The sequence below is a fragment of the Streptomyces sp. NPDC057137 genome, assembly GCF_042670825.1.
GTDB lineage: Bacteria > Actinomycetota > Actinomycetes > Streptomycetales > Streptomycetaceae > Streptomyces.
Genome location: NZ_JBHUUW010000096.1, coordinates 1 through 24,036, shown reverse-complemented (window position 1 = coordinate 24,036; position 24,036 = coordinate 1). Strand labels below are relative to the sequence as shown.

Below are 24,036 nucleotides of genomic sequence, written 5' to 3'. Positions count from 1 at the left end.
GTCTGCAATCCGGTCATGGCCCCCTGGGGCATCACCCAGTACTGCGAGGACGTCCCCAAGCCGGATGATCCCCCGGAGGACGACGACAAGGACGACGAGGACGACGACAAAGACGACGAAAACGACTGCCTGGACGGCTCCAACGGCGGCGGCTCCGGCGGTGGCGGCGGCGGTGACTCCGGTGGTGGTACCAGCGGTGGTGGGGCCTCCGGCGGCATCGGTGGGATCTCCGGCGGCGGCGGCGGTGGGCCCCGCCTGATCTCCTGGGACGAGCCTCGTACGGACGTTGGCGTCCGTACCACCGCGCGCGCAACCGGCAGCGGGCGCTACACACTCGCCTCGGCCAGTGGCGGTGAGGTCGTCTACGCAGCCGGCTCCGGAGCCCCGTCCCCGCTGAGCATGATGGACGCGCTGTCCGCATCAACCCTCTCCGGCGTCGACACCTACAACAACTTCAAGGACAGCCTCCAGAACAAGATCGGACTCACCGGCGAGCCGATCCATCCGCCGCCGGACAACCCGCCGAACGACGACGAGCCCGAAGACGAGCCCGACGACGAGCCGGAGCCCGAGCCGGAGCCCGAGGCGGACGGCTGCGACCTCCCGAAGCCCAACCCCAAGGACAACCCGAACCCCGAGGTGGCGGTCAAGGACGTCGACACGTCGAAGCTCCCGGACAATGTGAAGTGGCGCGACACGGACGAGCCTCTGTACCGCTTCGACGACCGTCCGCCGGAGGACGTCTTCGTGGACGACTTCGAGCCGAAGGACCCGGAGAACATGGACCTGTACGACTACGTCAAGAACAACAACAGGGACTCCGGCTTCGTCTCGACAACGACGAAGGAGAAGCCGGTGCCGTTCTACGGGCAGGATTACCGCTACGAGATCGATGCGCCGGGCGGAATCGACGTCAACAAGACCTTCGGGCAGAACAGCCCCCATCCCGGGGAGAGCGAGATGGCTTTCCCCGGCGGGATAGATTCGAAGTACATCAAGGGTGCCTGGAAGCTCGACTCGACCGGAAAGCCCACGGGCGAGTTCATAGAGAACCCCTACTACGAGCCGCCGAACGAGCGCTGACAGCTGCGGCACCGACCGCTACCGGGCGGCACCGGCCGCTCACCACCGGGTCGTGGGATTCCCACGGCCCGGTGGGCCATTTTCCGGCGCGGCTCAGGCGTAGCTCAGGCGCGGCTCAGGCGTCGCACGCCCCGGACAGGACGTACGGCGACGCCTGCCGCTCGGTGGCTTCGATGAACTCCTGCAACGTCCGGCGCGAGCGCAGAAGCGTGTCGATGTGGTCGTCCAGTCCCCGCTGGCGCGCCCGAAGCATCTCCAAGACGTCGTCGCACGGCATGAGTTCGGGCCCCACGCCGGTCGCGCAGGGCAGCAGGAACGCGATCTCCTCGGTCGAGAGCCCCGCTTCGAGCAGCCGTCTGATCTGTGTCACGGTCACGACGGCATCGCTCCCGTACTCGCGGTAGCCGTTGGCGCCGCGCGCCGGTTCGAGCAGGCCTTGGGCCTCGTAATACCGCAACTGATGAGCGTTGACGCGCGTCCGCCGGCTCAGCTCCCCGATCAGCATGTCGGCTCCCCCTTGACCTTCATATCGGTATGAACGTTGAGGATTCTGTCACGCGCACCCAAGCCATACCGAGGAGCGAAGAATGAGTGATGCTGCACCCGTGACGGTCATCGGCCTGGGCCTGATGGGCCGGGCCCTGACCGAGGCGTTCCTCCAAGAGGGCCACCCCACGACCGTGTGGAACCGTACGGCGGCCAAGGCCGAACCTCTCGTCGCCAAGGGCGCGAAGCTCGCCGATTCGGTCGCCGACGCCGTCGCGGCGAGCCCGCTCGTGGTCGTCTGCGTGTCCGACTACGACGCCGTCCACGCGCTGCTCGACCCGCTGGGCGACGTACTCGACGGCCGCGTCCTGGTGAACCTGACGTCCGGCACGTCCGAGGGAGCCCGCGCGACGGCCAAGTGGGCGGCGAGGCACGGCAGTACGTACCTCGACGGCGCGATACTGGCCGACCCGGACGGCGTCGGCACGGCGGACGCCGTCATCCTCTACAGCGGGCCGCGCGCGGCCTTCGAGGCGCACGAGCCGACGCTCACACTTCTCGGCGGGGGCACGACGCACCTCGGCGAGGACCACGGTCTGTCGTCGCTGCACGACGTGGCGGTGCTGGGCCTGATGTGGGGCGTCCTGAACAGCTTCCTCCAGGGCGCCGCCGTGCTCGGCGCGGCGGGGGTGGACGCCTCGACGTTCGCGCCGCTCGCGACCCGGAGCGTCAAAACGGTGGCGGACTGGGTCGGCGGCTACGCGGAGCAGATCGACAAGGGCGCGTACCCGGCCATCGATGCCACGCTGGACACCCATGTGGCGTCGATGGGCCACCTCGTCCACGAGAGTGAAGCCCTCGGCGTGAGCGCCGAGTTCCCGAAGTTCATGAAGTCCTTGGCGGACCGGGCCGTGGCGGCCGGTCGTGGCGGCGAGGGTTACGCGACGCTGATCGAGCAGTTCCGCACGCCCTCCAAGCCCTCCAAGCCCTCGGAAGAACGGGATCAACAGACATGACCTTCAACCCGCGCACGCTGCTCGCGGCGAGCCGCCTCGGCGTCCTCGCCACGATCAAGTCGGACGGCTTGCCGCAGCTGTCCCCGGTGATGCCCTTCTACGACGAGGAGGCCGGCGTCCTCCACGTATCGATGACGGAGGGCCGCGCCAAAACGACGAACCTGCGCCGGGACCCCCGGGCCGCCCTGGAGGTCACCAGCCCCGACGGCTGGTCCTGGGCGACGGCCGAGGGCCCGGTCACCCTCACGGGCCCCGGCACCGACCCCCACGGCCCGGAGGTCGAGGCCCTGGTCGACTACTACCGCCGCGCCTCCGGGGAACACCCGGACTGGGACGAGTACCGCGCGGTGATGGTGTCGGACCGCCGCGTCCTGATGACGATGACGGTGGACCACGTGTACGGCGCGAAGATCGCCTGACGGCGGGGCACCGGCGGGGCGATCAGCAGCCCCCTACCCACAGCGAGCTGATGTTGTCCTCCCGGTTGTACTGGACGGTGTCGCCCCGCCAGTTCCCCACCGCCCACGAGGCGCCGTCGCGGTTGATGTTCAGCCACGTGCAGAAGGTGTTGCCCGTCCTGTTCCACACCGAGGAGATCTTGTCGTTCAGCCGGAAATCACGAAGGTCGTCGGAGCCCAGCTGAAAGCGCGCCATGTCCCCCCATCCACCTCTGTCCTCCCAGGCGCAGAACCAGCCGACCGGACAGTCCTGGTACGCGGTGATCGTCTTGGCCGTTTCGGGGCTCGCGGTGGACGCCTGGGCGCTGGGCGCGGACGCCATTGCCGCGATCGCGGCGAGTGAGAGTGCGGCAGAGAGTCCGGTGAACCGTCGCATTGTGGATGCCTTTCCTTCGATTCCCGCAATGCCGGGACGTCCGGGCATTGCTTTCACATACGTTGTCTCCTCGAATTCACGGCTGCCAATGCCGGGGCGTCGGCGCGATGTTGTGCTCATGGGGGCGCACGGAGGTGCGCCGCCGGGGGTACGGCGCGAAGATCGCCCGCCAACGGGCCGTCGCTCCACGGGGCCGGGCGTGAGCTACGCCCGGCCGAAGCCCCGAAGATCCGACGACGGGCTTCGTCATGCGGGATACCGGGACCGGTCTCCCCACGTTCCTTGCGCGCCAGATACTCCGCGGTGACCCGCTGATATTCGAGCTCTTCCAGCTCAGCCGGACCCTGGCGGGCGAGTGATCCGCGCTTGTCGCGCGTGTCGGTGAGGGGATAGGCATCCATGCGCAGAACTCCGCAGCACTGCGGTACTTCTGCGCACTACGTACCGCCCGAACCGCCCTCCCGGCGGCCGGTAGTCCGGGCACAGCGAGTGCCCGCACTCGCACGGCGGCCAGGTGGCGGCCAGCGGCGAGCGCGCTCGTGTCGCCGCGCCCATGGGTTGGTGGAGCGTGCCCCGCGCCTCGCAGCCACAGCCGCTCCCCGACGCCCGATCCCGTGTCCTGTTGCCCTGCCATTCGTTGCAGGGTGCCTGGAGGTGATTACCGTATGAAAGGTGACCGGCACCCGAAGTCGGATGTCGAAGCGGCTGTGCGTGAGTGGTCGTTCGTCATGTACCCCGAACACGAGCCGACGCAGGAGCAGTCCGACCGTTTCGACCATACGGACGCCCTCGCCGGCGGTCAGGTCGGCTGGGAGCAGGATCAACAAGCCACGCGTTTCCCTTGCGTGGTGCGGGCGCCCCATTTGGAAGAGGCCGTGGCTTGGGCCGTGGAGCGGCTGGGCGAACTGGGGTTGCCGATCGCACGGGTCGAGACGACCGAAGGCGGGGAAACCCCTCTCCAGTAGCGGTTGGCGCGACCCGGCACTACGCACCGCCCGAACCCGGCTCCGACGGCCGGTAGTCCGGGCACAGCGAATGCCCGCACTCGCACGGCGGCCAGCGGTGGACGGCGTCCCCGGGGAGCAGGGGCTCCTCGGAACGGCGGCCGTCCGTACGGACTACCAGGACGCCGTCCGTACCGAACCGCTCCGTCAGCCGCGCCAGTTGCCTGCGGGCGTTGCTCTGCGTCATTCCGTACCTCGCCTCAATCGGTGGAGCACGCGCTCCAACAGCTCCCGGGTGACGGGGTCATAGACGCGCGGCACACCCTCGGGCACGAGCCGCCAGAAGCCTCCGGCATGGATGACGGCTTCAAGTTCCGCCGTGCCGGGGTGTGTTGGGGCGGACTCTTCGAGTCCCTGTTCGCACATGGAGGGGTGCGCCTTCCGTCATCGCGTCACTACCGTCTGTGCATCAAGAATCGGTCGTCGCGCGTACGATCAGAAGCCGTTTGTCTCCCAACACAACTACGGGGATAAGGGGTTCGCCGATGGCACCACGACCGCGCGAGCTGTCACCGGAACGCTCGGCCCGCGACCTGTTCGGCTCCGAGATGCGGCGCTACCGCGAGGCGGCGGGCATGAGCCTGGAAAGCCTGGCGATGGTGGTCAGGTACTCGAAGAGCGCCCTGGCCCGCTTCGAAACGGCCGAAACGATGATCCCGGAGGACCTGCCGGACCGCCTGGACGCGGCGTTCGGGACGGGCGGGATCTTCGGGAAGCTGTACGCGCTGGCGCGGAAGGAGATCCACCCGGATCAGTACCAGCGACGGATGGACCTTGAAGCGCGGGCGCGCGTAATCCAGGAGTACGCCAGCCAACTCGTACCGGGCATTGTCCAGACGGAGCCGTACGCCCGCGCGCTGTTCGAGATCCACAACCCGAAGGCCACGCGGGAAGAGATCGATGAACTGGTCGCAGCGCGAATGGGCAGGCAGACGCTGCTCATCACCGACCCGGCACCGGATTTCTCCGCCATCCTGGACGAGGCGGTGCTGCTGCGTTCGTACGGCGGCCCCGCCGTCATGCGGGCTCAGCTGGCCCGACTGATCGAGCTGACGCTTACACCGACCAGCATCGTCCAGGTTCTCCCGTTCGAGCACGGGGGACATGCCTTGGCCAACGGATCACTGACGTTGCTGACGCTCGAAAAGGGCACCCAAGTCGCGTACGAGGAGAGCATCGCCACGGGCACGCTGCTGGAGGAAAAGACACTCGTCAGGGCCCGGCAGCGCGCCTACGATCTGCTCAGGGCCAGTGCCCTGTCGCCGAAGGACTCAGCGGCGTTCATCCGAGCAGTCATGGAGGCACTTCCGTCATGAGCAGCAGCCTGGCTCACGCTCAGTGGGTCAAGTCCACATACAGCAACGGCAACGGCGGCGGCTGCGTCGAATGGGCCCCCGCCCACATCCCCACCACCGGCACCGTCCCGGTCCGCGACTCCAAGGACCCCGCCGGCCCCGTCCTCACCCTCACCCCCACCGCCTGGGCCGACTTCGTCGCGTACGCCGCCGGCGAAGGCACCTCGTAGGACCCCGCCCGTCATACATGGGCCCGCGCGCTCACGAGCAGCGTGCCCAGCCTGTCGGGCACGGGAGCGGGTAGCACGTCTGCGGTGACGCCGGTGAAACCGTGCCTCTTGAGGAGGTCCGCCCACATCTGGGGCGCGTACTGCCAGCGGAGTACGGTCAGTTCACCGCTGCGGCCCTCCAGCCACGGGCCGCCCATGGGTTGCGCCCCGTACGCGCCGGGGACCGGCTCCGCCTGGCTGAAGGCGAAGACACCACCAGGCGCGAGCCTCTTGGCGACCAACGGGAACAGACGTTCCGGATCGGTGAACCACACCGCGCCCCAGACGGAGTAGACGGCGTCATACGTGGCGGTTTTCGTCGCCAGGTGTTCGGTCGCGTCGGCGTGGACGAAGGTCAGGCGGGGCTCGTCCCTCCACCAGGTACTCGCGCGGGCCACCTGCACGGGTGAGAGGTCAACGCCGCTGACCTCGACGCCCTGACGGGCGAGGCAGACCGCCTCTTTGCCCTCCGCCGGTCCCAGATCCAGCGCGGTCGCCGGTCGGCCGAGCAGTTCATGGTCCGGGCCGTGGCCGGGATACTGCGTCCACTCGAAACGTCCGACCACGGGGCGCGGCTGTTCCCCGGCCTCCCGGTGCGGCATGTAGGTGTCCCAGTACTCGGCGGGAGTCTGTGGCGCACGGGGCATGGAACACCTCGGGGTGGTCGGTGAGGCTCGTCGAGCTGGTCACCGTACCTGCGCCGTCCTGCCTTCCGAGGGGGAATGAGCCAACGATGTCGGCGGTCGAACCCATGAGAGCCCGAAGGCGCTCACGGCACCTTCGGGCACGATCTCTTGTGGCCGCTCAGTGGCAGTTCTCCCCCGGGCGGCACGGGCCGCACTTGCCGTAGTCGGCTTCCCACAGCTTCCAGTCGACGCCGAAGCCGTTGTCGGCCAGGATCTGCGCGGTCCGCTCGACGGATCCGTCGTACTTGAAGTCGATCTCAGGAATGTGTTCCAGGAACCGTCCGCCGAAGTTCCGGTGGCAGAACTCCCGGTAGTTGCGGGTGTCGAGGATGAAGACATGGACGGCGATGTCGACGGTTCGCCCGCAGCACATCTCCAGACCCTGGCCCCACTTCTCCATAGCCGTGATCAGGTAGGAGACGGCGGCGTGGAAGAGCCGTGTCGCCATTACCTCGTCGAACGGGTAGTCCCTCATGAGGAGCTGGATCTCGCGGTCCCAGACCTCCGGTTTCACGTAGTCGCGGGGATCACGGAGCGTGGTCCTGACGGCAGTTGCCATGCTGGCCTCCGATGCGCCCGAACTCCGCCCGGTGGTGGAGTTCGTCCTCTCACGACACTGCCAACCGGCCCGCTGCGGTGATCAGTTGGCGTCTCGCGCAAGCCGTTTGCAGAACGTGCACGCGCCGTGTACGACTCGCACCGGACCGGTTACGTTGAGCAGGCAGCCCTGCCGGAAAATGGCGAGTGGAGGCCCGGTGCGTGCCGATCAGTTGTGGAACTCGGGCACGGTTCGCACGCTTGTCGCCGCTCAGGATCCGGGGGGTCTGATACGGCTGGGTCGCGTGGGTCACGGGTGGCGTCAGGCCGAACTGGGCAGCCGGATCGGGTGTTCCGCGTCAACCGTTTCACGGCTGGAACAGCAGGGGCGACGCGCCGATCTGGATCTCGTCCGGCACGCCGCCCGGGAGGTGGGCATGCCGATGCATGTCCTAGCCGCGTCTCTCGGTCTTGTGGTGCCTCCGGCCACTAGAGTTGCGCCGGATTGGCCACGTTGTCCCGAGGAGGACCCGATGCGCCGCCGCTCACTGCTCGCCGCCGGCCTTGCCGGTCCCGCCGCGCTTCTCGGCGGCCTGGACGACGCTCTTGCCAGCATGCCCGACCCCACCGGTTCGTCGGTACCGTTGGACGGCCGTCTGGCCGTGGCCAGGGCGCACTTCGATGCCGGTCGCCACGACAAACTTCTGGCGTCCCTCCCCGGGCTTCTCGCTGACGCCCATCACGTTGCGCGGACCCGCGAACCTCTGCCCCTCGCCCGCCTGTCGGCGACCTACAGCCTGGCCAGTCAAGTACTCACGAAAATCGGTCGGTACGAGCAGTCCCGGCTGAGCGCGGACCGGGCAACCGTGTACGCCGACTGGTCCGGATCGCCGCTCGTCGCCGCAGCGGCGGCCCGCGAATTGAGCATCGTGCTCCGTCACCAGGACCAGCCCGTGTCGGCCCAGCGGCATATCCTTGATGCCGTCTCAAAGGTCGAAGAGACGGGCCTACGGACCGACGCCCAGGCCGCCGCGTACGCACAGATGCTGTGCACGACCTCGTACACCGCGGCTCGTGCCGGCGACAGGGACCAGGCAACGGCCATGATCCATGCCGCCACCCTGGCGGCGCGCGCCCTGCCCCAGGAGGCTCCTACCGGCCGTCTCTTCCCCATCACCCCGGCCGCCGTCGACCTCTACGCCGTCGGAGTCCATTGGGCTCTGGGTGACGCGGGAGCGGCACTCGAAGCAGGTCGCCGACTGCGGACCGAGCAGTTCCCTACCGCCGAGCGCAAGGGCCGCATGCACACGGACCTCGCCCGTGCGTGGTGGCAGTGGGTGAAGCCCGAGCAGACGGCAGCCGAGCTGCTGGCCGCCGTTCGCGTCTCTCCGGCGGAGGTCCGAGACCGCCCGGCGATCCGGAACATCGTCACCGGTCTCCGTACGCGTCACGCTCGGGTTCCCGGAGTACGAGCACTGGTCGCGGCCGTCGGCGTCACCAGCTGACAGGACCCGTACGTCACCACCTGACCGCGCCCGTGAAGAGTGTGCCGCGCCTCCGGGGCTGAGGGGTCCCCCGAGGCGCGGCGGTCAGCGGCCCTGGTACGACGCTCCGTCCGTGCGTATCGGGCCGAGTACGGGGATCGCGCCCAGGACCTCGATCGGGATCACCGCTCCGGTGTCCGTGGCCTCCGGGCGGGTCAGGTGGATCGCCAGGTTCGCGATCTGCTGGGCGCGGTGGGCGCGGCCCTGGCGGGGGAGGTCCTGGGGGGTTCCGTAGGTGATGACGTTGACCGTGACGTCCGAGCCGCGGCACTCGTGGACCAGGTGCCACGCCAGGCTCATCAGGTCGGCGTGCGGGGCGCCGCCCGCCAGGGCGGAGCCGCGGCCGAGGCCCTTCGTGGAGGCGATCAGGACGATCCGGCCGTGGCCGGCCTCGCGCATGCCGGGGAGTGTGCGGCCGATGATCGCGTTCGCGCGGGCCCGGGTTCCGGCCGCCGCCGCGAGGGAGGATTCGTCGCCTTGGCGGTCGTGCCGGTCGGCGTCCACGACCAGGACGTCCACGACTCCGTGGCCGGTTTCGAACTCCGATACGGCGGCGTCCAGTTGAAGGCCGTCGCTCACATCGCACCGTACGTTGTACAGCTCGTCGGGAGGCGTCCCGCGCTCGTAGAGGAACCCGACCCAGTCGTCCTGACGGGCGTACGCGGCGGCCACGCTCTCGGCGCTCCCGCTCGCCCCGCTGACAACCAGCACCGAACGGCTCACGTCTGCCACTCCCCCACTGTGCGTGACTCCGCGGTCGCGCAACGAAACCTGCGGCTCCGCGCTCGTCGGCCGGTACCAGGCGGTCCATCTGCGGGCGCGCGCAGGCCGCGGCAGGCGATGACCGGCGGCGGCACCCACCGCGTGGGCGCCCCCGTGACGCGCGCCGGCGTGGGCCGGAGCGGTGTCGTGCGCGGGCTCATCGGATGCGGCACCCCTCAATGCGTCCACTGCGGCCTCTCCAAGACGTCCAGGACGGGCTGGTCGGAGCCCGTCGGGCCGTGCCCACCGATCAGCGATACGAGCGTCGGTACGCGTTTCCACCGGGGCAGTCGGAGCAATCGGACGCTCACGGCTGCGCGCTGAGGCAGGGCACCTCGGCCGGGAGGGTGGCCGAGGCCGCCCAACTGCCTTGCTGCGCGACGATGTTGACCTGGGCGCCGCACCGCTTCGTCAGGACCTCGGCCAGGCTCACGCAGTCGTCGTCACCGAAATCGGCACCGTCACCGACGACGGCCCGGTCCACCGGGCCGCCCTGCGACGGCACCGTGGCCACTTCGCCGGGCTCGGGCGGCGCGTCCAGGATCGTGACGCTGACTCTTATGGCGACGGCGTCCTCCGGTCCGGACCGCTTCGTCACTCCGAGGTAGTAGCCGCTGACTCCGACGACACTCATGGCGTGCCCGGCCAGCTGAGCCGCGACCTCTTCGCAGGCCACGATCTTCGCCTCGGGCCAGCCGAGTCCGGCCAGTTCGTTGCGGACGATGCGGCGCGCGACCTGGATCTGCTCCGGAACGGCCGGTAGTGAAACGTGCATGGCATCGGTTCTCCGTGACCCCCCGCCCCTCACGCCTGAGCAGCGTGCCGGCGGGGTCGGTTCCCGACCCTGGCGCGGCGGTCTGGGGGGTGCCGCGTAGGGGAACTCCGTGTTCCATCGTAGCCACGTCCAGGACACTCTGCAACGTGACAGAGTTCCGATCGGCGGTATCGTGGTCGGCGCTGAACGGAGAGGAAAAGTCCCTCCCCACCCGCGACCGCGAGGAGGGCCCGGTGAGTCAGCCACGATCCGGCCCCACGGTCGCTTTGCGGTGTTTCGGGGCGGATCTGCGCCGTCGGCGTGAAGGCGCCGGCATGACGCTCCAAGGCGTCGCGGAGGCGATCAAGAAGGACCGGGCGACACCGGCGCGCTGGGAGAACGCGGAGACGGTGCCGAATCCCCGCATGGTCGCCGTACTGCTCGACCTCTACGGCACGCCCACCGCCGAGCGCACCGAGGTCCTTCGCGCGCTGGACGAGGCGAAGAAGCCGGGATGGTGGCACCCGTGGCGCGAGGTCGCCGAGGTCGGCGTCATCGATCTGGAGTCCGCGGCGACCGGCATCCGCTCGTACGCGCCGGGAGTGCTGCCGGACCTGCTCCAGACCACGGAGTACGCGGAAGCCCTGATGAGTCTTCGGAACCCGTACGAGGACCCCGCCGTGCGGCGCCTTCGGCTGGAACTGCTGGAGGCCCGCAAGCAGCACACCATCCAGGGCAGGCCCGGCGTCGCGAACCACGAGGACCGGGCCGGCCTGTGGGTGCTGCTGGAGGAGGCGACCCTGCGGCGCAGTGTGGGCGGACCCGGGGTGATGGCCCGTCAACTCGACTATCTTGAAGCCCATATCGCCGACGTCGGTTCGTCGGTGGCCATCCAGGTCATTCCGTCCGGCGTACCGCACCCGCTGGCCATCAGTCTCTGCGGCCATCTCGAAATTCTCCGCTTCAAGGAGTTCGGGATGGGTGAGAGGCTGATCCAGATCGGTCTCCACCCGGCCATGACGCTCATCACCGACGACTCCGACGCAGTGGAGAACTACCGAATGGCGGTGGACGTGACCAGTGGATACGCACCACCTCGCTTCACCCCCCTGCCCCTGACGAGTAAGGACTTCGGATGAGCGACTCCGTACGCCCCGGAACCAATGTCATGCCGACCCTCCCCAACTCCGCGCGAATCTGGAACTACTGCCAAGGCGGCCAGGACAACTACCAGGTGGACCGGGATCTCTCCGATGTCATGCTGAACGCCTTCCCGGAGATCAAGACGGCGGCCATGGAGTCGCGCGCCTTCCAGGAGCGGGTGGCCGATTACGTCGTCCGTGAGGGCGGGATCCGCCAACTCCTGGACCTGGGCACGGGCATTCCCACCGCGAGCGCCACGCACGGCATGGCGCAGAAGGCGGCTCCGGACTCGCGCGTCGTGTACGTCGACAACGACCCCGTCGTCCTCAACCACGCGAGTTCGCTGCGGAGTTCACCCGAAGGCAAGATCCACTACCTCCAGCAGGACTTCCGTGACGTGGACGCCGTTCTGGAGGGCGTGTCGAAGACGCTGAACCTGGACGAGCCGATCTTCCTGCTCGTGCTCTCCACCCTCGGCCATTTCGACCCTACCGAGGCGGCCGACCTCGTCGCGGCGTACACGAGCCGCTTCGTCTCCGGCTCCTACCTGGCGGTGTGCGACACGATCGAGACGCCCGGCGTGCTCAAGATGCAGGAGCACTACGTGGCGGCCGACCCCGAAGGGGCCTATCTCGCCCGTACGCCCGACCAGATCGCCGCCTGCGCCCGCGGACTGGACCTGCTCCCGCCGGGCCTGCGCCCGCTGCCGGAACTTCTCGTACCGGCCGGGGAAGCGGTCCCGGACGGGGCCGCCGACTGTGTCCAGTGGGGGTTCGTGGCGGTCAAGCCGTAGGGCGTACTGGTTGTACGGGTCGTACGGTCGTACGGAGCGAGCGAGCTGTCCGCCCGCCCGCTCCGTACGTACGTATACGACCTGACGGTCAGCCGGCCGCCGCCACCTCCGTCGTGCGGCGCGGGCGCAGCAGCACCGTCGCCACCACGGCGGCCAGGAGCATGATGCCCATCGCCACCAGCAGCCCGACGCCGAAGCCGTCGACGGTGCCCGCCGTCACGGCGTCCGGACCGGAGCCGTGGGTACGCAGATACGCCGCCGTGGCCGTCGTCGCGACCGTGTTGAACAGCGCCGTGCCCACCGCACCGCCCACCTGCTGCCCGGCGTTGAACGCGGCGGACGCCGTCCCCATGTCCGCGTAGCTCACCTCCGCCGTCGCCAGACTCGTCGCGGCCGTGAGGACGACGCCGAGGCCCAGGCCGATCAGGAGCTGCGCCGGGGTCAGATACAGGGCCAGTACGTGCTCGCTGTCCGCCTCCAGGGAGGAGAGGATCAGCAACCCGGCGGCCATCGCGAGCAGGCCGGGGACCATCAGGGTCCGGATGCTCACACGGGACAGCAGACGGCCCGCGATCAGCATCGAGCCGATCAGGGACCCGACGACCAGCACCATGATGGTGAGACCGGCCTCGACGGGGGAGTAGCCGAGGACGGTCTGCGCGTAGTAGCTCAGGAAGAGGAAGCAGCCGAAGAGCGCGGCCAGCATCAACGCGGAGACGAGGAACGCCGCGCCGCGCGCCCGGTGCCTCAACACCCGCAGGGGCAGCAGAGGTTGGCGTACGCGCGCCTCGACCGCACCGAACATGACGAGCAGCGCCACGCTCGCGAAGAGCAGGACGAGCACCAACGGGTCGTCCCAGCCGCGTGATTCAGCCCGGCTCAGGCCGTAGACGAGCGCGGTGAGGCCGCTCACGCTGAGCAGCACCCCGGGGATGTCGAGCCCGGCGATGTCGATCCCGGCGCCGGACCCCTTACGGCTTCCGGTTCCTTCGTCACGGCGTACGTACGGCAGTCCGAGCAGCGCGATCGCCGCGATCGGCACGTTGACCCACAGGCACCACCGCCAGTCCAGGAACTCCGTGAGCACCCCGCCGGCCAGCAGCCCGACCCCCGAACCGGCCGCGCCCATCGCGCCGTACACCCCGAACGCCTTCCCCCGCTCCTTCGGATCGGTGAACGTCAGCGTCAGCAGCGACAGCGCCGCCGGGGCCATGGCCGCCGCGAAGACGCCTTGCAGCGCGCGGGCGCCGAACAGCACGCCGGTGCCGTTCGCGGCGCCGCCGAGCGCGGACGCGGCGGCGAAGCCGATGAGACTGATCAGGAACGTACGGCGGTGGCCGACGAGCCCGCTGATCCGGCCGCCGAGCAGGAGCAGGCCGCCGAACGGCAGGACGTAGGCGATGATCGCCCACTGCCGGTCACCGTCCGACATGCCCAACTCGCTCTGCATCGAGGGCAGCGCGATGTTCACGATCGTGCCGTCCAGAACGATCATGAGCTGGGCGAGAGCGATCACCATGAGCGGCCACCAGCGCTTCGGATCCGGCGGCCCACCCGCCGCCGTCTCTTCCGCCGCCTCTCTTGCGGGCTCCTGTTTCCGATCTTGCTGACGCATGCGTCTTCCACCCCTCTAGTACGTTGTACCGGTACCGGTACGTCGTTCCGGTCGAGCGCCATACTAGGCTCACGGCGACACCGGTGAAGCGGAGGTACGGGCCATCAAGGGCAAGCAGAGCGGCCAGAAACGCCAGGTCACAGGCCGTGCGGGCGGTGCGAAAAGTGTCTGGCTGCGGGAGTCGCGGGCCGCGCGCGAGCAGCCCCCGCTGACCCGGACGCGCATCGTGGAGGAGGCGGTGGCCCTGCTGGACGAGGAGGGCATCGACGGGCTGACCATGCGCCGGCTGGCCGAGCGGATCGGCTCGGGTGTCACCACGCTGTACTGGCACGTCGACACCAAGGACGACGTCGTCGACCTCGCGCTCGACGCGATCCTCGGCGAACTGCCGCCGGTGCGCCCGGCGGATACCGGTGACACCGAGTGGCGCGCCGCCATCGTCGCGCTGCTGGTCGACTGGCGTACGACGATGCTCCGCCACCCCTGGTCGGCGGCGCTGCTCCAGCGCCCGACCCTGGGCCCGAACCTGCTCGCCCGGATGGAGTTCCTGCAGGCCACCCTCGTACGGCCCGGCTTCACCGGCACGCATCTGCACGCCGCGACATGGACGCTCTACGACTACCTGATGGGCGCGACGGTCGCGCGGGCCAGCTTCCAGATGTCCGATGAGGACCGCGAGACGGCTCAGCAGCGGCTACGGGACCGGAGCGACGAGTACCCGACGCTCAGCGCGAACGAGTACATGCTGGAGGACGACTGGGACGGCACGTTCGTGACGGGCCTGGGGTACGTGCTGGACGGGATCGCGGCGGCCGAGAAGCGCTGAGGCGGGAAGCCACGGGCGAGAGGCGGTTGTCGTTCGCGATCCGCGAAACAGGCACCGCCACCCCGTACCCATGCTTAATCTCGGCTCTGTGATCACTACTTGGGAACCCACCGCAGCGGGCGTGCTGCGACTGCCCTCCGGCCGGCTCATACGTGGCCGGGGTCTCCGGCACCCCCTCCCCGCCGGTCCGACGCCTGCTTTCGCTCTCTATCTGCTGGGCAAGGAGCCGCCGTCCGTCGAGTGGGAGGCCCGCTGGGTCCGCTGGCCCGACTTCCGGCTGCCGGCCGACCGGGCCGGGGCCACGGAGTCGCTGCGCGAGGCGCTGGCACGGGCCGGGGACGAACGCGTCGAGGTCGCCTGCGGTGGCGGTCGGGGGCGTACGGGTACGGCGCTGGCCTGTCTCGCCGTCCTCGACGGAGTGCCGAACACCGAGGCCGTCGCCTATGTGCGCGCGCACTACTCGCGGCACGCGGTCGAGACTCCGTGGCAGAAGCGCTACGTGTCGCGCTTCGCGTAAGCACGCTCAGCCCAGCCCAGCCCAGCCCAGCTCGGGTCGGGTCGGGTCGGGTCGGGTCGGGTCGGGTCGGGTCAGCTCAGCACCGCGCCCGACGCCAGCAGCAGATCCGGCAGCGTGCCCTCGAAGTCCGGGATCAGGCGCAGTGCCAACGCCCAGCCCTCCGGGTTGTCCGCCAGGTGTTCGGCGGCGAGTGCGGCGACCGCGCGGCGGGTTTCCCGTATCTCCTCGGTGGCGGGCGAGTCCCCCGGCGCCAGCGCCCTGGTGAGGAAAGCGACCGTCGCCTGCGCCGGGAAGCCGGTCAGCACCACCTCGGGCAATGTGACCTGACCGAGGTGGTGCGCCCTCTCCAGCCAGCGGCACCCACCGTTGTCCACCTGCAGCGGAAGCTTCTTCAGCATCTCCGACGCCGTGGGCGGCTGCACTCCCCGGCGGGGCCGGTACTCCGGGTGCGACAGGCGCAGACCGGCGTCGGCCGACTCCGCCGTGAGCGCGGGCGGGCAGCCGTCCAGTTCGGCCAGGCGGACGAGGAGCCGGTCGTGCAGGGGCTTCACACCGTGGCCCGCTTCCAGCTCAGCCCAGGGAACGGGTCCCGGGCCGATCTCCTCCTCGAAGAGGTCGATGGCCTTCTGCAAGTCGTCCCTCTCGATGCCCGCCCCCTTGTCGCACAGGAAGTCCGCCCGCCCCGCCGGGCCCGCGGCGGTCTCGAACGCGGCGCGGAGAAGGGCCAGTCCGTCCAGCTCGGCCTCCGCCTCGGCCGCCGCGTCCAGCGCCGTACGCCCCGCCGCCAAGGTCTTCTGTGACAGCGGGTGCTTGGACTGCTTACGGCCCGGGAAGTCGGTCTCGTCCAGCAACTCCCGCACCTCGTCCGGGCCGTGGCGCTCCCAGAGCCGTACCAGCATGAGGATTTCCAGCGCGGGTGTGTGGATCTTCGCCCGTGAGGTGCCCAGCAGGATGCGGCACAGCAGCGGGTCGCCCGAGTCGGCGCAGGCCAGCAGCCAGGGTCGCCGCGCGCTCTCCCGCACGCCGTCCATCAGGGGCTCCGCCAGCGGGAGCCGGTCTGCGGCCGGGGTGTCGGCGGAGACGCCGTCCTGCCAGCGGCGGCCGGAGAGGATGTGGCGGCGCTGGGCGGTGGTGAGGTCGGTGTTGAGGAAGAGCGCGGCGTTGACCTCGGAGTCGTTGTACGGAATCAGTTCCTCGATCACCTCCGGCGCGGTCTGCCAGTCCGACGCGATGCCGGCGAGGACGGACGGGCCGCGCGACTGGACGATGTGTGCCCGCAGTTCGGGGCTCGGCCGGTGCCACAGCAGCAACTGCTGGATGGCGCGCCCGTCCATGTGCTCCCCGAGCACGCACCGCGTCGGGTGATCGGCCGCGTCGTAGAGACGCAGCCACGCCGCCCGGCCGCCCGACTGCGGACGGCTCGGGAATTCCGGCCCCACCGGCTTCGGCCAGGTCTTGCCACGGTGCTTCGGCGTCTCGGCGAGCGCGGCGTCGACGAGTTCGGTGACGGTGCCGGAGAAGCGCGGAAGCAGCGCGTACACCGCACGCCATGGCGCGAAGTCCGAGCCCAGCCGGGCCACTTGGGCGACGAGGGCGGCTCGTACCCCCGCGTGGTTGTCCGGCAGCGAGCACAGGACCTTGCGGGCCGGGCCGACTTCCCGCAGGACCCGGTCGACCGGAAACGCGCCGGAGGAGATACCGGGACGCAGGAGGCGGGCGAATGCCTCCCCGTCGGCGGACTCAAGCGCGGCGGTGGTCAGCATCGACGGGCCCGCGCCGTCTCCGGTCTTCTCGAACGCGCTCAGGGTCAGTTCCTCCGGGCAGCCCGGGTGCGTCCACAGAATGCGGAGCCGTCCCACGTAGAACGGGTCGGCACGGTGCTCCGCGGCCAGTTCGCCCCAGTCCAGTGCGTCCGGAGCCGTCGGCAGGTCTATCTCGCCGAAGAAGGACTTGTCCCGGAGGTCCCCGACCAGTTCCTTCGTCGTCCGGGGCCTGCGTCGCCACGTCGGGTGGGTCTTCGGCGGGGTGTTGTTCACCGGGCGGGCGTTGACCGGCGGACGGGTGGAGACGCGCTTCGCCCTGTCGTCGAGGACGCTCCGCGCGTGCGCCGCCAGTTCGGGGAAGGGGGCCAGCAGCGCCGGTTCGAGGAGTTCCGGCTTCATGGACGACATCAGCTTCGTCAGGAGGCCGTCCGCCGCCCGCCAGCCGGGGTCGTCGGCCGTGGCCGCCGCGCCCTCCCAGACCGCCGACCGCTGGGCGGGCGTGCGCTCCCACTCACGTGCGCCGTACAGACTCGTCGCCAGCGCGGGATCGCCCAGCGCGGCCAGCCTGCCGAACACATACCCACGATGCACGGCGGACGAGACGAGCGCGGCGCACAGCTCGGGATCCCGCGAGGCGAGCACCTCTTCCAGGAGAAGCTGGGGCAGCGGGGCGGCGCTGCGGAGCAGTTCGACGGTCTCCTCCCGGATCCGGGGGATCAAGGCGCGGGTGAGCGCCTGGTCGGCCAGTGCGTAGGCGGCGGATACGACGTGGTGATCGGCGAGACGCATCGTGGTGACTCGGACTTCCTCGAAGTGGCGCTCGGAGAGCGGGGGTTGGGGCCTAGGGCAGGGCGGCCGGGGTGCGACTCACGACGACGACGCGGCAAGCTCCTTCATCCGGGCCAGCGCACCGACCCAGTAGGTCTGCCGGGCCGCCGTCTGGCCCACGAGATACGTGGCCCGCAGCTTCGGCGGCAGGTGGCGCAGCACACGCGCCACCACCTCACCGTGCTTCTTGAGCTGCGACAGTTCGGCGTTGGCCAGCACACGGTGCACCACGTCCGTGTCGTTCGTCCCCTCGGACGAGGTCTCCGACGTGACGGCGAGGCGCTTCTCCCAGAGGTCGATGTCCCGCACCAACTCCTTGAAGCCGAACGCCACTTCCTGCCCCATGCCCTCCAGTCTGGCTTCGAGCGCGGTCAGCGGCACCGGTGCGAACTCGCCCTCGCCGAGATAGATCAGTCCGGACATCAGCGGCTGGCCGGCCCGATGCAGCTTGATCAGCCGCTCCAGCGTGCGCTTGGTGATCCAGTCGCGGGCCTCGTCGTCGATGTCGTTCTTCCACCATTCGAGGACGGTCTCGGCCACCTCGCCGTACGCCGCGATGAGCCATTCGTTCGCCGGGATGTCCTCGGGCCGCACCTCGTAACTGACCGTGAAGCGGCTCGCCTGCGCCACGTTGTTCCGGCTGACCTGGAGCTTTCTGCCCAGGTGGTACGGCGGGTTCTGCAGGGCGATCTGGGCGCGCAGGCCCTCCACCGGCCGCCCGGCCAGCGTCCACTCCTGGGTGATCTCCATCAGCTTGGCGAACGCGGCCTTGTCCTTGGGCCGGTTGTACTCGTCCCAGACGATCACCTTCTCCCCCGGCCCCGAGAGCGCCCGGGTCAGCAGGGTGTCCAGCCGCCCGTCGGGGGTGGGCACCGGCACGCACAGGTCCTCGACGTTGGTCACCGGGAGCGAGAAGTAGACCGGCTCCGCGCCGAGTTCCTCCCGTACGACGCTCTTGGTGATCTCCGTCTTTCCGCAGCCGGGCGGCCCTTGCAGCAGCACCGCCCAGTTCTCCCGCAGGGCGGTGCGCAGGATGCGGCGTACGGGATCGGCCACGGTCCGCGGGTTGGCCGCGCCGACGGCGGTCGCGAGCGCGTCCAGGATCTCCGCCGTACGGTCGGTGCCCTCCGTGCCGTCCTTCCGCAGGTCCCGCAGCCGCATCCGCACCCCGCCCACCAGGGGCAGTCCCCAGCTCAGCGGCAGGCCGGCGCGGGCGCAGTCCAGTACGTGCTCCAGGGTGCGCGGGGAGAGCAGGGCACGCAGCCGGGGTGTCAGGGCGGCCCAGATCCGGAAGACCTCACCGAGGTCCCGGTCGGCGTACCGCGCGGCGAGGGTGTGGCGCCAGGCCGTGTCGTTCGCGGTGAGGCGCAGGGTGACCATGCGGTCGAGCACGGCGAGGTCGTTTCGGGCGGAGCCGGTCTCGGTCAGGGACTCGTTGTCGGAGAGGAAGACTCCGACGCAGCCCAGGGCGCGCAGGTCGTGTTCGCCGAGGGTCCAGTCGCAGGCGATCTGCATGAGCTGGGACTGGATCGTCCGGCCGGCCTGCAACGAGTCGTCGATGAGCAGCACGAAGGGCTCACCGGGGGCTAGTTGGCTCATGATCAGCTGAGTGAGGACCAGCTCGCCGGTCCTGTCGTCCCGCACGGGCGCGTTCATCAGGAGGTCGTCGGGCGTGAGGTTGGCCGCCGGGACGAGGACGACGCGTGTGCCGGGGTGGACGCGCGGTATGTGGCTGAGGAAGGTGGACGTCTTGCCGATGCCGTGCTCGCCGAAGACCTGGCCGGTCTGTCCCATGGCGATCATGGCGTCGATGAACTCGGCCAGTCGCCCGCCCGGTTGACGGCCGGCCGGCCGCTTCGGGTAGGTGGCCGTGACGGGCCAGGGGATGTCGTGGGCGGGGTCGGTCTTGGTCACGGTGATGGGATCCAGTCCTCGTGCGTGCGTGCGTCGGGATGCGCGATGCGTGCGGGGTGGCCGGGCGCGCGCAGGCGCGCGCCGACGTACAAAGTCGTCCGGAGACATCCGGAAGAGGGAGACCGCGCGGTCAGCCGTCACCGGTCGTGACGCGGTGGCAGGCCATCGGCGGGCTGTGGCTGTCCGGCCACTCGTCCCCGTCGTCGGTGATCAGCCATATCCAGTTCTCGTGCCGGGCCGGGGTCACATGCGGCGCGTAACCGTCGGTCACCATGATCACCGCGTCCGGCTCCACCTCGCACCGCTTCCCGCCGACTTCCCGGCGCCCCTCCACGTACTCGACGACCTTGCCGAAGTCCGTCCCGCCGCCGCCCGTCACGCGCTCCCCCGCGACGAACGGCATGACCTCGCCGTCGAAGCTCAGCCAGTGCGTCTCGACGCCATCCGTGCGGCCGATCAGTGTGAGCAGCCAGTCGATCACCCGCTGGGACATGGAGCCCGAGGTGTCGATGGCGACGACCACGACCTTCGTACGCTCCTTGCCGCGCCGGGACAGCATCGGATCGTGCCCGAGCGCGAGGAGCACCGCGCCGTGCTTCCTGGGGTAGACGAGCCGCTCGCCGTCGCGGAGTTTGGAGGCGAGCGTGTCGGTCAGCCAGCGCTTCCACCACTCCACCCGGCGGGTGGGCTCGGTCCGGCCGCGCAGCGCGCCCAGTCCGAGGCGGCCCCACATCTTGGCGACCCGGTCGCTGCCGCCCTCGGAACGGTCCGCGAGATGCAGGATCTCCTCGCGGGCCGGGCCCTCGCCGCGCAGGGCGGCCCGCAGCACGTCCGCGAGGACGCCCTCCACGACCTGGCTCACGGTCTCGTCGTCCAGGGGGAGACCGCCGACGCGCAGATGCGGGCAGGCGGTTGCCCCGAAGCCGGCGGGCACGGGCGGGTCGCTCATGCGCTTCAGCTCGCCGTACACGCTCATGTCGGTCTCGACGAAGTGCCGGTACGACAGCGGCTCCAGGTCCTGGGCGCGCAGATCCTCCTCGTACCGGGCGTGGATCAGATACGGATCGATCCCGACCGGCTCCCGTACATCCCCCTTCAGGAGTGTGGGCAGCTTGGCGCGCAGCCGCTGCATCACGACATGGTTGATGGAGACCTCGGCGGCCAGCGTGAACACGTCGTCCTCGCGCAGCTCCGCGTCCACGTACAGATGCCGGTGGATGAGATGGCGCGCTTCGTGGAAGAGCACGAACCGCACGCCGTCCGCGCCGATCGCCGCGAAGAACTCCGGGTTGTACAGAAGGACGCAGCTGCCGTCGCCGGTGGCGACCACCGCCGCCGTCTCCACGGCCAGGGTGGGGATCTGCCGGTGGCACTTCGTGTACAGCCAGGAGGCGATCGCGCTCTCCCGCACCCCGAAGTCGAGCATGGCGGCTTCCTTCAGAAGCCGGCCCTTCTCGGTGACGACGGGGTCGGGCGGATCGTCCAACAGCCGTCGCCAGTCACGCAGTTCGACGGCCTGCGTGAGCCTGGTCGCGGACGTTTCGGTCATGGAAAAACCCTAGCGGCGGGGTCTGACATCCCGCCGGGCGTCGCATGAGCCTGTGGATAACCTCGATGCCGCGCCCGGGGAGTGGATCGAAAGTGGAAGAGGAGGACGGGACCCGGACCGTCAGGCGGGCCACTCCCACGACATGCCGTGTATCCCCGCCGGGCACTTCGGCGGCAGCATGTGCGCCGAGTTCGAGACGTCCAGCGCGATCTGCCGGCTGCTGGTCTTCTCCGCGCCGATGCGTTCACGGTAGTAGCGGTGGCAGCTCACCGGCAGCGCGCCCGGGTCGAAGTAGACGTGCAGCAGGTACTCCCGCAGGCTCACCCGCGTACGGCGCTCGTGGTACGTCGAGACCTCGCGGCACGGCGAGAGCGAGATGGTGTAGTCGATCACCACGGTCTCGTTCTTGGCCAGTTCACCGCCGAAGAGGATCTCCGTCACGATGCTCTGCCGCTCCGGCAGGAACTGCACGCTGCCGAGCTTCCCGCAGCGCACGGCGACATCGACCGACGCCGTCGCCGGGTCGTCGATGACATGCACGGCGGTCATCCGGCTCGCGCCGTCGCGGGTGGCGCGCAGCACCTGGTTCACGGACAGCTGCCGTATACAGCGTTCCGCGTCGAGGTGGACCGTCTCGTGGATGACCAGGGAGGTGACGTCCTCGTTGAAGCGCGCGAAGTCCGCGCCGAGGGCCTGTTCCACGTCCGAGTTCTCGCCGAAGACGCGGTGCGAGGCGGACAGGTCGAGCAGTTCCGACGTCGTACGGCCGCGCGGCCGGCCGGGGCGCAGGAGCGAGCGGAGGGCGCCTTCGGGCAGGGCGAGGATCTCCTCCAGCGCGTCCACGGCCCGCAGGGACTGCGCACGCTCCGGCTGGCTGCGCCCGCGCTGCCAGTAACTGAGGGTGGCGAGGCTGACGCCGATGCCCTGGGCTTCGAGCCGGTCGCGTACGCGGTCCAGGGACAGCCCGCGGCGGCGCAGGGCATCACGGAAGACCTCGGCGAACGTCACTTCCACGTCTCCGGAGATGCTCGCGTCCATCGGCCCCGCTCCCGCCGTGTTTCTGCGCCCGTGTCTCTGCGCCCATGTCTCCCCGCCCGATGGTATGCGGACGACGAGAGCCGCCCACCGGGAAGGGTGGGCGGCTCCGCCGCGTCTCTCCGGGGGCATCGGAGAGCGGGAAATCGGCTCAGCTGGTCCTGCGGGTCAGCTGGTCCTGCGGGTCAGCTGGTCCTGGGAATCAGTTGATCCCGGGGATCAGTTGGTGTTGAGCGTCAGCTTGTAGTGCGAGAGCGCGTCGCTGAGCGGCTGGAAGTACGAGGAGCCGGCGGTGTTCACGCCGGTGCAGTTCTGGCCGATCGGGCCGCCGGAGGTCATGCCCTGCGCCTGGTTGCCGGAGATGTACGCGCCACCGCTGTCGCCGCCCTCGGTGCAGACCGTGGAGCTGCCGAGGCCCGTGACGACCGTGTCGGGGCCGCCGTTGGCGTCGGTGTACGTGACGGTGACGTTGTACGAGCGCACGGTGCCGCAGGTCCAGCCGGTGGTCTGACCGGACTTGCACATCGCCGCGCCCGTCGCCGCCCGCGTACCGCCACGGACCGCGACATTCCCGGCCTGGCCGTACGTGGTGACCTGCGTGCCTATGGAGTCCTCGGCGTCGACCGCCGCTATGCCCATGTCCACGCTGCGCGTGCCGACGGCGAAGCGCGAGTTCGTGCCCTTGGCGAACTTGACGTTGTTGTACGCGAGGTCCGGCAGATCCTCGATGCAGTGGCCGGCGGTCACCAGGTACTGCTTGCCCGCGGCGTCACGCGCGCCGAAACCGACCGAGCAGATGTAGCCGTTGAACGTCATCCGGCTGCCCGGAGGCACCACGGCCTGGGTCTCCAGACCCTCCTGGCCACGGACGACACGGACGGCGTCGCCGTGCTTGCTCGCGGCCTTGATGAACGAACGGGCGGCGGTGCCGCTGTCGCTGCTCACCTCCACCGTGACGGTGTCGGACGCGAGGTCGACCGACCACGACGAGACGCCCACGGGCACCTGCTTGGCGGCCTTCGCGTCCAGCTCGCTCTTGATCCGGTCCAGCGCGGACTTGCCGTGCTCGGGGACGCGGGCGGTGAGGCCGGCGTCCTCCACCTGGGCGGCGGATCTCGCGTCCGTCGCGTTCACCGTGAGCGTGCCCGCCTTGGTGAAGAAGGCACCGTCCGTCTTGATGCCCCGCTTGGTCACGGCGGCCAACTCGCGCTGCTGCGCGGCTTCGTGGTCGAGCCGTTCGACGGCCGCCTGCTCGCTGCCACCGAGCGTCTTGGCGAGCGCCGCGACCATCTCGGGCTGGTACCGGGGCGCCTGGCCCGTGGCACCGGACGGGTCGGCGGCCTGCGCGCCGGTCACGGCGGAGGCCGAGAGCAGGACGCCGGTGACGGCGGCGACGAGGTACTTCCGGGAAACCTGCACGGTGCTTCCTCTCGTTATCGGAGCAGCGCCGAACAGCGCGCGTCGAACCCTTGGGGAAACCGGGAGTCCGAGGAATCCGCGGAACAGGGCCGGTCGACGCGTGCATTCGTGGGTGGGCGCTCTGTCCGGCGACGTGGATGGGGGGTGTGTGGGGCGTCGCGGGATGAACTCTCGCTGAACGCTCCCTTTCCGGACAAGGCCTGGCCGGGAAGGTATTTTCAACAGAGTTGCGGAAAACTGTTGAGAGGAAGTCGGCCGGGGCGGCTCGGACGAGGCCTAGGGGGTGTCTTGTCGATCAGGCCGGATCAGGGAGCGGGGTCTGGTGCCGTGGATCGCAAGGCGGAGGAGGGAGGCATGGCGGAGC

The 24,036-nt window shown here is 69.8% G+C and carries 25 protein-coding genes; 11 read left to right on the top strand and 14 right to left on the bottom strand.

The window, feature by feature from the left end; genetic code table 11:
* The coding region (locus ACFT9I_RS37695; RefSeq protein ID WP_382572021.1) for an enterotoxin A family protein at positions 1–1,083 on the top strand (1,083 nt) is incomplete at its 5' end.
* A 115-nt stretch (positions 1,084–1,198) separates the two neighbouring features.
* Here the strand turns inward: ACFT9I_RS37695 and ACFT9I_RS37690 are convergent.
* Positions 1,199–1,588, bottom strand: a complete 390-nt coding sequence (locus ACFT9I_RS37690) for a MerR family transcriptional regulator (protein ID WP_382572020.1) — start codon at positions 1,586–1,588, stop codon at positions 1,199–1,201.
* An 82-nt stretch (positions 1,589–1,670) separates the two neighbouring features.
* Here ACFT9I_RS37690 and ACFT9I_RS37685 point away from each other — a divergent pair, with 82 nt between their 5' ends.
* Complete coding sequence (locus tag ACFT9I_RS37685; protein ID WP_382572019.1) at positions 1,671–2,585, top strand: NAD(P)-dependent oxidoreductase; 915 nt, start codon at positions 1,671–1,673, stop codon at positions 2,583–2,585.
* On the top strand, positions 2,582–3,004 hold the full coding sequence (locus ACFT9I_RS37680) for a PPOX class F420-dependent oxidoreductase (RefSeq protein WP_382572018.1): 423 nt from the start codon (positions 2,582–2,584) through the stop codon (positions 3,002–3,004). Before ACFT9I_RS37685 ends, ACFT9I_RS37680 begins: the two co-directional genes overlap by 4 nt.
* A 22-nt stretch (positions 3,005–3,026) precedes the next feature.
* On the opposite strand, the gene ACFT9I_RS37675 is transcribed toward ACFT9I_RS37680, so the two are convergent.
* Both ACFT9I_RS37675 and ACFT9I_RS37670 read right to left on the bottom strand, forming a co-directional pair.
* A complete protein-coding gene (locus tag ACFT9I_RS37675) occupies positions 3,027–3,419 on the bottom strand; it encodes a peptidase inhibitor family I36 protein (RefSeq protein ID WP_382572017.1) in 393 nt (130 codons plus the stop codon).
* A gap of 116 nt (positions 3,420–3,535) precedes the next feature.
* Complete coding sequence (locus ACFT9I_RS37670; RefSeq protein WP_382572015.1) at positions 3,536–3,820, bottom strand: hypothetical protein; 285 nt, start codon at positions 3,818–3,820, stop codon at positions 3,536–3,538.
* 264 nt (positions 3,821–4,084) lie between these two features.
* Between ACFT9I_RS37670 and ACFT9I_RS37665 the strand changes: the two genes are divergently transcribed.
* Positions 4,085–4,384, top strand: coding sequence for a hypothetical protein (locus ACFT9I_RS37665; protein ID WP_382572013.1), 300 nt, complete (start codon positions 4,085–4,087; stop codon positions 4,382–4,384).
* A 19-nt stretch (positions 4,385–4,403) separates the two neighbouring features.
* On the opposite strand, the gene ACFT9I_RS37660 is transcribed toward ACFT9I_RS37665, so the two are convergent.
* Positions 4,404–4,610: a hypothetical protein gene (locus ACFT9I_RS37660; RefSeq protein WP_382572012.1), complete on the bottom strand. Its 207-nt coding sequence runs from the start codon at positions 4,608–4,610 to the stop codon at positions 4,404–4,406.
* A 298-nt stretch (positions 4,611–4,908) separates the two neighbouring features.
* Between ACFT9I_RS37660 and ACFT9I_RS37655 the strand changes: the two genes are divergently transcribed.
* Positions 4,909–5,739 carry a helix-turn-helix domain-containing protein gene (locus ACFT9I_RS37655; RefSeq protein WP_382572011.1) on the top strand — a complete coding sequence of 277 codons (831 nt, stop codon included), beginning with the start codon at positions 4,909–4,911 and terminating at the stop codon, positions 5,737–5,739.
* Positions 5,736–5,948, top strand: coding sequence for a DUF397 domain-containing protein (locus tag ACFT9I_RS37650; protein WP_382572010.1), 213 nt, complete (start codon positions 5,736–5,738; stop codon positions 5,946–5,948). Before ACFT9I_RS37655 ends, ACFT9I_RS37650 begins: the two co-directional genes overlap by 4 nt.
* An 11-nt stretch (positions 5,949–5,959) precedes the next feature.
* Here the strand turns inward: ACFT9I_RS37650 and ACFT9I_RS37645 are convergent, their stop codons facing one another.
* The gene (locus ACFT9I_RS37645) at positions 5,960–6,634 is read right to left on the bottom strand and encodes a class I SAM-dependent methyltransferase (protein WP_382572009.1); all 675 of its coding nucleotides are present in this window, start codon (positions 6,632–6,634) and stop codon (positions 5,960–5,962) included.
* Positions 6,635–6,791: 157 nt separating this feature from the next.
* Entirely contained in the window at positions 6,792–7,232 is a 441-nt protein-coding gene (locus tag ACFT9I_RS37640) for a hypothetical protein (protein WP_356595216.1), read from the bottom strand.
* 196 nt (positions 7,233–7,428) lie between these two features.
* On the opposite strand from ACFT9I_RS37640, the gene ACFT9I_RS37635 reads away from it, so the two are divergent.
* Positions 7,429–8,715 (top strand): helix-turn-helix domain-containing protein, encoded by a 1,287-nt coding sequence (locus tag ACFT9I_RS37635; protein ID WP_382572008.1) that lies wholly within the window; start codon positions 7,429–7,431, stop codon positions 8,713–8,715.
* 84 nt (positions 8,716–8,799) lie between these two features.
* Here ACFT9I_RS37635 and ACFT9I_RS37630 read toward each other — a convergent pair whose 3' ends face one another.
* Together ACFT9I_RS37630 and ACFT9I_RS37625 are read right to left on the bottom strand one after the other, a co-directional pair.
* Positions 8,800–9,486, bottom strand: a complete 687-nt coding sequence (locus tag ACFT9I_RS37630) for an SDR family NAD(P)-dependent oxidoreductase (RefSeq protein WP_382572007.1) — start codon at positions 9,484–9,486, stop codon at positions 8,800–8,802.
* A 337-nt stretch (positions 9,487–9,823) separates the two neighbouring features.
* On the bottom strand, positions 9,824–10,291 hold the full coding sequence (locus ACFT9I_RS37625) for a hypothetical protein (RefSeq protein ID WP_382572006.1): 468 nt from the start codon (positions 10,289–10,291) through the stop codon (positions 9,824–9,826).
* On the opposite strand from ACFT9I_RS37625, the gene ACFT9I_RS37620 reads away from it, so the two are divergent.
* Positions 10,279–11,409: a helix-turn-helix domain-containing protein gene (locus tag ACFT9I_RS37620; protein WP_382572005.1), complete on the top strand. Its 1,131-nt coding sequence runs from the start codon at positions 10,279–10,281 to the stop codon at positions 11,407–11,409. The two genes, ACFT9I_RS37625 and ACFT9I_RS37620, sit on opposite strands and share 13 nt — an antisense overlap.
* Complete coding sequence (locus tag ACFT9I_RS37615) at positions 11,406–12,206, top strand: SAM-dependent methyltransferase (RefSeq protein WP_382572003.1); 801 nt, start codon at positions 11,406–11,408, stop codon at positions 12,204–12,206. Before ACFT9I_RS37620 ends, ACFT9I_RS37615 begins: the two co-directional genes overlap by 4 nt.
* A gap of 88 nt (positions 12,207–12,294) precedes the next feature.
* Here the strand turns inward: ACFT9I_RS37615 and ACFT9I_RS37610 are convergent, their stop codons facing one another.
* A complete protein-coding gene (locus tag ACFT9I_RS37610; protein ID WP_382572002.1) occupies positions 12,295–13,821 on the bottom strand; it encodes an MFS transporter in 1,527 nt (508 codons plus the stop codon).
* A 226-nt stretch (positions 13,822–14,047) separates the two neighbouring features.
* Here ACFT9I_RS37610 and ACFT9I_RS37605 point away from each other — a divergent pair, with 226 nt between their 5' ends.
* Both ACFT9I_RS37605 and ACFT9I_RS37600 read left to right on the top strand, forming a co-directional pair.
* The gene (locus tag ACFT9I_RS37605) at positions 14,048–14,647 is read left to right on the top strand and encodes a TetR/AcrR family transcriptional regulator (protein WP_382572000.1); all 600 of its coding nucleotides are present in this window, start codon (positions 14,048–14,050) and stop codon (positions 14,645–14,647) included.
* A gap of 88 nt (positions 14,648–14,735) precedes the next feature.
* Positions 14,736–15,164: a protein-tyrosine phosphatase family protein gene (locus tag ACFT9I_RS37600; protein ID WP_382571999.1), complete on the top strand. Its 429-nt coding sequence runs from the start codon at positions 14,736–14,738 to the stop codon at positions 15,162–15,164.
* A 71-nt stretch (positions 15,165–15,235) separates the two neighbouring features.
* Here the strand turns inward: ACFT9I_RS37600 and ACFT9I_RS37595 are convergent, their stop codons facing one another.
* The 5 genes from ACFT9I_RS37595 to ACFT9I_RS37575 all read right to left on the bottom strand — a co-directional run bounded on the left by ACFT9I_RS37595 (position 15,236) and on the right by ACFT9I_RS37575 (position 23,672).
* Complete coding sequence (locus ACFT9I_RS37595) at positions 15,236–17,716, bottom strand: hypothetical protein (protein WP_382571997.1); 2,481 nt, start codon at positions 17,714–17,716, stop codon at positions 15,236–15,238.
* 78 nt (positions 17,717–17,794) lie between these two features.
* A complete protein-coding gene (locus ACFT9I_RS37590; protein ID WP_382571995.1) occupies positions 17,795–19,669 on the bottom strand; it encodes an AAA family ATPase in 1,875 nt (624 codons plus the stop codon).
* Positions 19,670–19,799: 130 nt separating this feature from the next.
* On the bottom strand, positions 19,800–21,218 hold the full coding sequence (locus ACFT9I_RS37585; RefSeq protein WP_382571994.1) for a hypothetical protein: 1,419 nt from the start codon (positions 21,216–21,218) through the stop codon (positions 19,800–19,802).
* 120 nt (positions 21,219–21,338) lie between these two features.
* On the bottom strand, positions 21,339–22,256 hold the full coding sequence (locus ACFT9I_RS37580; RefSeq protein WP_382571992.1) for a multiprotein-bridging factor 1 family protein: 918 nt from the start codon (positions 22,254–22,256) through the stop codon (positions 21,339–21,341).
* A 216-nt stretch (positions 22,257–22,472) separates the two neighbouring features.
* Entirely contained in the window at positions 22,473–23,672 is a 1,200-nt protein-coding gene (locus tag ACFT9I_RS37575) for a S1 family peptidase (protein WP_382571990.1), read from the bottom strand.
* Positions 23,673–24,036: the final 364 nt, after the last annotated feature.